This window comes from Candidatus Thioglobus sp., assembly GCF_029243085.1.
Taxonomy (GTDB): domain Bacteria; phylum Pseudomonadota; class Gammaproteobacteria; order PS1; family Pseudothioglobaceae; genus Thioglobus_A.
On the sequence record NZ_JAQWSS010000053.1, the window covers coordinates 1 to 10,246 of the forward strand.

General features: G+C 39.1%; 9 protein-coding genes. 7 read left to right on the forward strand and 2 right to left on the reverse strand.

The window, feature by feature from the left end:
* The first annotated feature begins 236 nt into the window (after positions 1 to 236).
* Entirely contained in the window at positions 237 to 2,129 is a 1,893-nt protein-coding gene (locus P8M52_RS03155) for a 5'-nucleotidase C-terminal domain-containing protein (RefSeq protein ID WP_300307200.1), read from the forward strand.
* Positions 2,130 to 2,190: 61 nt separating this feature from the next.
* Positions 2,191 to 3,309 (forward strand): HupE/UreJ family protein, encoded by a 1,119-nt coding sequence (locus P8M52_RS03160; protein WP_300307202.1) that lies wholly within the window; start codon positions 2,191 to 2,193, stop codon positions 3,307 to 3,309.
* 102 nt (positions 3,310 to 3,411) lie between these two features.
* Here the strand turns inward: P8M52_RS03160 and P8M52_RS03165 are convergent, their stop codons facing one another.
* Both P8M52_RS03165 and P8M52_RS03170 read right to left on the reverse strand, forming a co-directional pair.
* Positions 3,412 to 4,377, reverse strand: a complete 966-nt coding sequence (locus tag P8M52_RS03165) for a KpsF/GutQ family sugar-phosphate isomerase (protein WP_300307204.1) — start codon at positions 4,375 to 4,377, stop codon at positions 3,412 to 3,414.
* The gene (locus P8M52_RS03170) at positions 4,370 to 5,593 is read right to left on the reverse strand and encodes a YeeE/YedE family protein (protein WP_300307207.1); all 1,224 of its coding nucleotides are present in this window, start codon (positions 5,591 to 5,593) and stop codon (positions 4,370 to 4,372) included. Before P8M52_RS03170 ends, P8M52_RS03165 begins: the two co-directional genes overlap by 8 nt.
* Before the next feature lie 99 nt (positions 5,594 to 5,692).
* On the opposite strand from P8M52_RS03170, the gene P8M52_RS03175 reads away from it, so the two are divergent.
* The 5 genes from P8M52_RS03175 to tuf form a co-directional block, all read left to right on the forward strand.
* Positions 5,693 to 6,163, forward strand: a complete 471-nt coding sequence (locus P8M52_RS03175) for a low molecular weight protein-tyrosine-phosphatase (RefSeq protein ID WP_300307210.1) — start codon at positions 5,693 to 5,695, stop codon at positions 6,161 to 6,163.
* Between the two features lie 117 nt (positions 6,164 to 6,280).
* Positions 6,281 to 6,652, forward strand: coding sequence for a 30S ribosomal protein S12 (gene rpsL, locus P8M52_RS03180; protein WP_300307213.1), 372 nt, complete (start codon positions 6,281 to 6,283; stop codon positions 6,650 to 6,652).
* Positions 6,653 to 6,681: 29 nt separating this feature from the next.
* Positions 6,682 to 7,149: a 30S ribosomal protein S7 gene (gene rpsG / locus P8M52_RS03185; protein WP_300307216.1), complete on the forward strand. Its 468-nt coding sequence runs from the start codon at positions 6,682 to 6,684 to the stop codon at positions 7,147 to 7,149.
* 18 nt (positions 7,150 to 7,167) lie between these two features.
* A complete protein-coding gene (gene fusA, locus P8M52_RS03190; RefSeq protein WP_300307219.1) occupies positions 7,168 to 9,270 on the forward strand; it encodes an elongation factor G in 2,103 nt (700 codons plus the stop codon).
* Between the two features lie 11 nt (positions 9,271 to 9,281).
* Positions 9,282 to 10,246: elongation factor Tu (gene tuf / locus P8M52_RS03195; RefSeq protein ID WP_300307222.1), on the forward strand; the 965-nt coding region annotated here is incomplete at its 3' end.

Below are 10,246 nucleotides of genomic sequence, written 5' to 3' on the forward strand. Positions count from 1 at the left end.
CACCAGGCTGTACTTGTTTTGAATTGAGGCAAAGGCCAGATACATCAAGATCAAACTGGGTATCAATAGTGGTAGATAATAATTGTGCAATTTTCATAGCTGTTATTATAGATTTTTTTTGGTACTTATACCAAAAATGAACATACGTTAATAAATACTGGTTAATTTGACCATGTCATTCATATATAATTTTGATTAGTTTTTATTAAATTGCTATTTTCTGAGGAGTAAATATTATGTCGTTAACACGTAGAGATTTTGTTAAAGTATTGGGCGCTGGATCTGCAGCAGGTTTAATTAGTGGTTGTGGTGGCGATGCATCTGCTAAGCTAGCATCACAAGATAATATGTATGAAGTGCCAAAAACAGGTAATGCGCGTATTTTGCATATTACTGATACACATGGTAACTTATTGCCTAATTACTTCCGTGAGCCTAATGTAAATCTTGGCTTTGGCCCTACTTATGGTCAGTTGCCTCACGTGGTTGGTAATAACCTACTTAAGCAAATTGGTGTTAAGCCAGGCTCTCCTGAAGCTTATGCATTTACGTACAACAATTTTGAAGAGTTGGCTGCTAAGTACGGCAAAACTGGTGGATTTGGCCAACTTAAAACTGTACTAGAATCATTGCGTGAAAGCGCTGGTGGCGTACAAAATACACTAACGGTTGATGGCGGTGATACTTGGCAAGGTTCGGGCACATCACTTTGGACGCGTGGTGCGGATATGGTTGAAGCTACTAATATGCTTGGTGTTGATGTTATGGTTGGTCATTGGGAGTTCACCTATAAAGAAGCAGAAACATTGAAAAACGTTGGCTTCTTCAAGGGTGATTTCTTGGGTCAAAACGTGCGTATTTTGGAAGATGCGTTAATGGGTGATGAATATCTCACCATGACCGAGAAGTATGATGGTAATGGCTTATATAGTGAGGATGATGCTTTACCATTTAAACCTTATGTGATTAAAAATGTCGGCGGTCATCGTATCGCAGTGATTGGCCAGGCATTTCCTAGAACTTCTAATGCAAATCCACAAAAATACTTTTTCCCAGATTGGTCATTTGGACTTCGTGAAGACGAGTTAAGTGAATTAGTTGCTGATATTCGTGACAATGAAAAGCCAGATGCTGTGATTTTAGTTTCTCATAACGGCATGGATGTTGATATTAAAATGGCTTCGCGTGTGGTGGGTATTGATGCTATTTTTGGTGGCCATACACATGACGGAATGCCAAAACCAGTCGAAGTTAAAAATGCAGGTGGCATGACTGTTGTAACTAATGCTGGCTGTTCAGGTAAATACATTGGTGTGATGGATTTAGAAATCAAAGGCCATAAAGTAGTTGGCTATAATTACAAAATGTTGCCAATTCTGACTGACTTTATTAAGCCAGATGCTGCCATGGTGTCTTTTATTACCAAAATGCGCAATACCAAATATGATAAGAACGTTGTGGAAGCACGTAGCAGTGCAATGAGTAACAACCCAGATCGTCTTGGTAAAACTTATGATGAAATCTTAACTGAGAAGTTATGTACTACAGAGCAAACCTTATATCGTCGCGGTAACTTTATGGGTACTTGGGATCAAGTATTGGTTAATTCACTACGTGAAGAGCATGATGCAGACTTTGCAATGTCTGCAGGTGTACGCTGGGGTACATCGGTGCCAGCTGGTCACGATGTGACTATGGAAGATTTGATGACCAATACCTCAATGACTTATGGTGAAACTTATGTGAATGAACTTAAAGGCTCACAATTAAAAGAAATTTTAGAAGGCATTGCTGAAAATTTATTTGTACAAGATCCGTACTTGCAGTCGGGTGGTGATATGGTACGTATGGGTGGTATGGATTACACCATTGATCCAGCGGCAACTTTGGGTAATCGTATATCTGAGATGAAAGACGACCAAGGCACTACTATTGATCCAAATAAATCTTATAAGGTTTCTGGTTGGGCGCAGGTTGGTTCTGTGGGCAATGGTCGCTTAATGTGGGATGTTGCTGCGGATTACTTACGTAAGCAAGGTACATTAGACCTGAAGAAAGTTAATCATCCAACTATTAAAGGTGTGAAGACTAATCCAGGTATTGAAAATTACGCAGGTGATCTAATCTAGAAGATAGTAAAGCTAAATAAAAAACCCCGCTTGTCGGGGTTTTTTATTAATTAAGGAATGTATGAGACTATTGTTATTATTATCGTTGTTAATTAGTGCCATTGTACGAGCTGATGTGGTTAAACCCGCCTTGGTTGAAATCTCATTTCTTCATGATAAAACTGTTGAAATTTCAATTGATTTAAGTCTTGAAGCGGCGATGACAAACATTGGTACTCAGTATAAAAAAACCACTGATGCGCCAAATTCTACTGAGTATGATGAGCTTCGAGAGCTCAAGTCAGAGGTGTTACGTCAGCGTTTTAAGGCATTTGAAGTTGAGTTTTTAAACCGTTTAATGTTTAAAGTTAATAGCCAGGTTCAAACACTAAAGCTAATCAATACTGATATTGACATTGTTGGCTATAAAAAACGCCCAAGAAAAACCGTATTGACATATCAAGTGCAACTAAGTGAGTGGCCAACAGTCATATCTTGGCAATATGGTAAGGTTTATGGCGATAGTGCACTGCGCTGGCAAATATATAAAAAAAATGAATATAATTGGAGTCAATGGCAGTGGTTAAGAGATGGCAGTTCTAGCGGTGTTATTGATATTAATCATCCAAAGTCTGGTAGTGCTTTCGAACGTTTTGTTGAGTTTACAGGAATTGGATTTGATCATGTGATTCCGCTTGGCTGGGATCATATTTTATTTATAGTTGGCATGGCATTGTCATCTTTATTGTGGCGTCGCCTACTCCTATTAGTGACTACTTTTACGGTCGCACACACGATCACGCTAGGGTTGGCAATGGTTGGTGTGGTAGAGATATCTGCCCAAATTATTGAGCCATTGATTGCGTTTTCCATTGCATATGTAGCGATTGAAAATTTACTTACTCATCAGTCTATTAGGCGCAAAAGTATTGTTGTATTTTTCTTTGGACTTATACATGGCTTAGGTTTTGCAACCATGCTTAAAGAATTTGAAATGACACCAGATTCTTTTTTGATGACCTTGATTGGCTTTAATGTGGGTGTAGAGTTAGCCCAAGTTGTGATTGTTATTGGCGTGGTTTCCGTTTTATTGGCATTACAAGCTCTAAAACTTAATTATCGACAATTGATGGTCATTCCGGTATCTATTATTATTTCAATCATTGGAATTTGGTGGGGCATAGAAAGGTTGGTGACTTAACCAGTACTAGTATTTTTTTTTAAATGCTTAAGGTGTGTAATATATTCTAAACAGTCAAGTGTGTTGATAATTTAACAGCGTTAGAAAAAAAATACAATAATTTTAGATAATCTTTGCCTGCATTAAGGTGTGAGTGTTAATCGCTCCTACCACCTGATTTTTTTCATCAACTACTGGCAGAGAATTTAAATTAAATTCATCCATCATTTGTACAGCAGCCATGGCTGGTTTATCAGCTAGAATAGATTTGCAGTTTTCGGTCATGACTTGGCCGATAGTAAGAGATTGAATGTCAGTATATGTTTCAAGAACACGACGTAAATCACCATCGGTAAAAATACCCTGGAGATGATTGCTATCAGTAATTAATACCATGCCTAGCGCTTTTTGACTCATCACTAATAAAGCATCTAATAATTTTGTATTGGCGTTAACACTAGGAATGTTATCGCCCGTTTTCATGATAGTTTTAACAAAGGTTAATAGGCGTCTGCCTAGTGCGCCTGATGGATGAGACCTGGCAAAATCATCTGGGCTAAAACCCTTATTGGTTAATATGCTAACTGCTAAGGCATCGCCCATCGCCAGTGCGACTGTGGTCGACGAAGTGGGAGCTAGGTTATGTGGGCATGCTTCTTTTTCAACACTCACATCTAGATGTACATCACTGATTTGACCAATGGAAGAGTCTTTTTTTCCAGTCATACCAATAATAGACGCACCAAGGCGTTTGATTACCGGAACTAGCGTCATAATTTCATCGGACTCGCCCGAATAAGAAATACAAATAGCCACATCATTTTGCTCAATCATACCTAAATCTCCGTGTCCTGCCTCACCTGGATGAACGGAAAAAGCAGGTGTTCCAGTCGAGGCAAAAGTCGCAGCGATCTTATTGCCAATATGGCCAGATTTACCCATGCCAATCAAAATTACTTTGCCTGTGCAATTTTGAATAAGCTTGCACGCATCGACAAAACTTTGGTCAAGTTGATTGGCTAGTTGAGTAATAGCTTGCGCTTCAGTTAAGATAACTTCTTTAGCAGATTGTAACAGTGAGTTAGACACGATCTAAATATCTCCATTTATTTGGCACACATTTTAAATCAGCTAAGCTTGTAATGGTGGCAGTATAAAAATTAGCCTCATCTTCGTATACAAGTTGATAATATCGAATTTTCATTGTTAGTGCTGAGCCAAATATAATCGATCCAAGTGCAATTAATGAGCCTAATGATAATGTTGATACTCCACTTACACCTTGCCCAATAGTGCAACCCATGGCTAGTACGCCACCTATTCCCATCAATAATCCACTAACTATATGATTGATAAAGTCACTAATTGATCTAAACCATTCTATACGGAATGACTGATGTAATACAGCATAGAAGAATGAGCCTAGCAACACTCCCAAGCCAGCTATAAGGGCAAATGTAATATAAGTTGAGTCAAATTCGGAGCTTACTAATGCAGAAAAATGCCCTGAAGGTGCAACAAATGTTAGAGATTGTGCCCCTATAGCATAAGGCGTTTCATCCATCATTTCAGCTTCTTCAAGTAGTTCTTGACCCATAGGTCCAGATGTAATATACCAGGCAATTGCCACACAAATACCAATAGTTAAGCCTGCTAGAATATTGTGCTTATCCTTTCTAAATTCATTAGTTCGGAATAAAAACAAAAGAGCAGCTACTGAAATAATAAATCCTAAAATGAGCTTTGTATTTACAGCATCTGTTTGAATAATATGTGCAGTAATAGCACCTAAATCTTGGCTATTAATATCATATTCTGTTAAATCAAGATCCAAGATACTTGTCCACTGTAGGAAGAAAGTATGCATCAAATCAGTAAACATCATTAGATAGGCACCAAATGCCATCATGATAAAAATTATCACTGATTTCAGATTTCCGGCGCCAATTCTAACCAAGGTTTTGTTGCCACATCCTGAGCCGATTGTCATTCCAATGCCAAAAATTAAACCTCCAATTACATACCTAGGCCAAGCAAAGGTAGGTGTGTTATATGGAGGGCTAGCAGTATCATTGCTTTGAGTTAATGACGAATCGATTAAATCAAAATAAGATAATAGTGTAACTATAAATAATGCAGAGACAGCAGCCAACATCCATGACTTGAGTCGTGCAGTAGAGTCCATATTTATCCAATCGGACACAGCACCCATTGTGCAAAAATCTGTTTTGTTAACAACCCACCCCATAATAAACGTTGTTGCAAAAATCAACATCAACATGTTTTGATAAAGTTCAAGCTCCATATCTCTCCCCAGATAATATAAATTCAGTTTAATTATAAGATATGTTATGAGTGTATGAAGCTTATTATAAAATCTTTATTTTTGTAATAAATAAAAGATATGTCGACAATCAAGGTGTTATTTGTATGTATGGGAAATATCTGCCGTTCACCAACAGCTGAAGGTGCTTTTGCTGCTCAAATTGAAAAACGTGATGTTGCACACTTATTTGAGGTTGATTCAGCTGGAACACACGCCTATCATATAGGAGAGCAACCTGATAAAAGATCGCAGATTTCAGCACGAAAATTTGGTGTTGATTTGTCAACTCAACGTGGGCGACAAGTTCATGAATCTGATTTTTATCATTATGATTATATTTTGGCCATGGATGAATCAAATCTAGCCAATTTGCAAGCAATATGCCCAAAAGATCAACAATACAAACTTACTTTAATATTAGATAATATTCCTAATAACAAAGTCAGAAGTGTGCCAGATCCATATTTTGAAGGACGTTTTGATGAAGTCTTTGCCATGCTTAATCATGCTAGTGAATTATTATTAGAAAAGCTATTGCAAAAGACTTAAAACTTGTTGCCATTAACCCAGCTAACAAAGTATAATTCACTCCTTTATTGCCCCCGAAAAAACAAAGGGTGATTTGAATACGTTAAATTAAAAAAAGAATTTTGGAGAAATAGCAATATGTCAACAGTTAATCAATTGGTACGTAATCCACGTAAAAAGAAGGTTAGTAAAAGTGGCGTGCCAGCATTAGACAGCTGCCCTCAAAAACGTGGTGTATGTACTCGTGTATACACAACAACACCAAAAAAGCCTAACTCAGCATTACGTAAAGTTGCTCGAGTAAGACTTACAAATTCAGCCGAAGTAACTACCTACATTGGTGGTGAAGGTCATAACTTACAAGAACACTCAGTGATTCTTATTCGTGGTGGCCGTGTTAAAGATCTACCAGGTGTTCGTTACCACACAGTTCGTGGCGCATTGGATACGGTTGGTGTTGACGGTAGAATGCAAGGCCGTTCTAAGTACGGTACTAAGAAGCCTAAGTAATAACAACAAAATAAAATAAGAGAAACACTATGAGAAGAAGATCCGCCCCTAAAAGAGAAATCCTACCAGACCCGAAGTTTGGTGATTTAGTATTGGCCAAATTTGTAAACATCTTAATGTTAGATGGTAAAAAATCTGTAGCTGAGAAGATCGTTTATGATGCGTTAGACACAATTGAAGCAAAAGGTAATGCTGAGCCAATTGAAGTATTCAAACAAGCGTTAGAAAACATTGGACCACAGGTTGAGATCAAGTCTCGCCGTGTTGGTGGTTCTACATACCAAGTTCCAATTGAAGTAAGAGCTGAACGTAAAATCGCGCTAGCTATGCGTTGGATTATTGAAGCATCACGTAAGCGTGGTGAAAAAGGTATGAAACTTAGATTAGCAGGCGAAGTTTTGGACGCGATTCAAAACCGCGGCACTGCGTTTAAGAAGAAAGAAGACACTCACAGAATGGCTGATGCAAACAAAGCGTTTGCTCACTTCCGCTGGTAAACAAAAGGATTTAAGAAGATGGCAAGAAATCACCCACTAAGTCGATACCGTAATGTCGGTGTTATGGCGCATATTGATGCTGGTAAGACTACTACTACAGAGCGTGTTCTTTTATACACAGGCCGTACTCACAAAATTGGTGAAGTGCATGATGGTGGTGCAACTATGGACTGGATGGAGCAAGAGCAAGAACGTGGTATTACCATCACCTCTGCTGCAACTACTTGTATGTGGAAAGGCATGGATAACCAGTTTGATGAGCACCGTATCAACATTATTGACACTCCAGGACACGTTGACTTTACAATTGAGGTTGAGCGTTCACTTAAAGTGTTAGACGGTGCAATGGCATTATTTTGTGCGGTAGGTGGTGTAGAGCCTCAGTCAGAGACTGTATGGCGTCAAGCTAATAAATACAATGTTCCACGTATTGGTTTTGTTAACAAGATGGATCGTGCTGGTGCAAATTTCTTACGTGTATGTGATCAAATTAAAACTCGCCTAGGTGCAAACCCAGTGCCAATGCAAATCGCAATTGGCGCAGAAGAAGATTTTAAAGGCGTGGTTGACCTAATAACGATGAAGGCAATCTACTGGAATGAAGCAGATCAAGGTGCGACTTATGATGCACTTGACATTCCTGCTGAATTATTAGATCTTGCTGAAGAAAAGCGTGAATTTATGATTGAATCTGCAGCTGAAGCATCTGAAGAGTTAATGGAAAAATACTTAGAAGAAGGTGAATTATCAGCAGATGAGATTAAACAAGGTATTCGTACACAAACAATTAATAATGAAATTATTCCTATGTTTTGTGGCTCGGCCTTTAAGAATAAAGGTGTGCAAGCTGCACTAGATGCGATTATTATGTACATGCCATCACCGCTTGAAGTTGATGCTATTGAAGGTATTCTAGATGATGCGGACGAAACTCGTGCGCCACGTCCTGCAGATGATGATCAACCTTTCTCAGCACTAGCATTTAAGATTGCAACAGATCCATTTGTTGGTACTTTGACTTTCTTCCGTGTATATTCTGGCGTGCTTAAGGCTGGCGATTTCGTATACAATTCTTCTAAAGGTAAAAAAGAGCGTATTGGTCGTATGGTGCAAATGCACTCAAATGATCGAGAAGAAATTAAAGAAGTTCGTGCTGGTGATATTGCTGCTGCGATTGGTCTTAAAGATGTAACAACAGGTGACACTTTATGTGATCTTAAAGAAAAGATTGTTCTTGAGAGAATGGAATTCCCTGAACCAGTAATTGCACTTGCAGTTGAGCCTAAAACTAAAGCAGACCAAGAAAAAATGGGTATTGCTTTAGGTAAGCTTGCTGCTGAAGATCCTTCATTCCGTGTATCTTCTGATGAAGAATCTGGACAGACGATTATTGCTGGTATGGGCGAGCTTCACTTAGATATTATTGTTGACCGTATGAAGCGTGAATTCGATGTTGAGTGTAACGTTGGTGCGCCACAAGTATCTTATCGTGAAGCAATCACAACCATGGTTGAACATCAGCATAAATTTGCTAAGCAATCGGGTGGTCGTGGTCAGTACGGTCATGTACATTTACGTATCGAGCCACAAGAAGCTGGTGTTGGTTATGAATTTGTTGATGAAATTAAAGGTGGTGTTATTCCTAAGGAATACATTCCTGCTGTAAACAAAGGTGTTCAAGAGCAAATGGAGAACGGTGTTTTAGCTGGCTTCCCGTTAGTTGACGTTAAAGTTACTGTTTATGATGGTTCATACCATGATGTTGACTCGAATGAAATGGCGTTTAAGATCGCCGCGTCTAAGTGTTTAGCTGAAGGTGTTAGAATGGCGAACCCGCAACTTCTTGAGCCAATGATGGCAGTGGAAGTAGTGACACCAGAAGAGTACATGGGTGATGTAATGGGTGATCTTAACCGTCGTCGTGGTTTAGTGGGCGGCATGGAAGACCTTCCTAATGGTAAGCAATTAAAGGCAGATGTTCCATTGGCAGAAATGTTTGGTTATGCAAATGACCTGCGTTCGGCGACTCAAGGTCGTGCTAGCTATTCTATGGAATTCTCAAAGTACACAGCTGCACCTAAAAATGTTGCTGATGATGTTATTGAAAAATTAAATAAGTAAGGAGTATTTAAATGTCAAAAGAAAAATTTGAAAGAACCAAACCCCATGTAAACGTTGGCACAATTGGCCACGTTGACCATGGTAAAACAACATTAACTGCTGCAATGACTAAAGTAATGGCTGAAGCCAACGGTAGTGCAGTAGTTGACTTTGCTGATATTGACAAGGCTCCTGAAGAAAGAGAGCGTGGTATCACGATTTCAACGTCACACGTAGAATATGAGTCAGAGACTCGTCACTACGCACACGTTGACTGCCCGGGACACGCCGACTACGTTAAGAACATGATTACTGGTGCTGCACAAATGGACGGCGCTATTATCGTTATTGCTGCAACTGACGGCCCTATGGCACAGACACGTGAGCACATTCTTTTATCTAAGCAAGTTGGTGTACCTTACATCCTTGTATACATGAACAAAGCGGACATGGTTGACGATGAAGAATTAATTGAATTAGTTGAAATGGAAATCCGTGAGTTATTAAACGAATACGATTTCCCTGGTGATGATACGCCAGTAATCCTTGGTTCTGCGCTTAAGGCACTAGAAGGCGATACATCTGACATTGGTGTACCATCTGTCTTAAAGCTTGTAGAAGCATTAGATTCATACATTCCTCAGCCTGAGCGTGATACTGATAAGACTTTTGTAATGCCAGTTGAGGATGTATTCTCAATCTCTGGTCGTGGTACAGTTGTTACTGGTCGTATTGAAGCAGGTGTCGTTAACGTTGGTGATGAATTAGAAATCGTTGGTATTAGAGATACACAAACTACTACTTGTACGGGTGTTGAAATGTTCCGTAAGCTTCTAGATTCTGGTGAAGCTGGTGATAACGTTGGCGTTCTACTTCGTGGTACTAAGCGTGAAGATGTTGAACGTGGTCAAGTATTATCAAAGCCAGGTTCTATTATGCCGCATGCTAAGTTTGAAGCTGAAGTATATGTATTAAGTAAAGATGAAGGTGGTCGTCA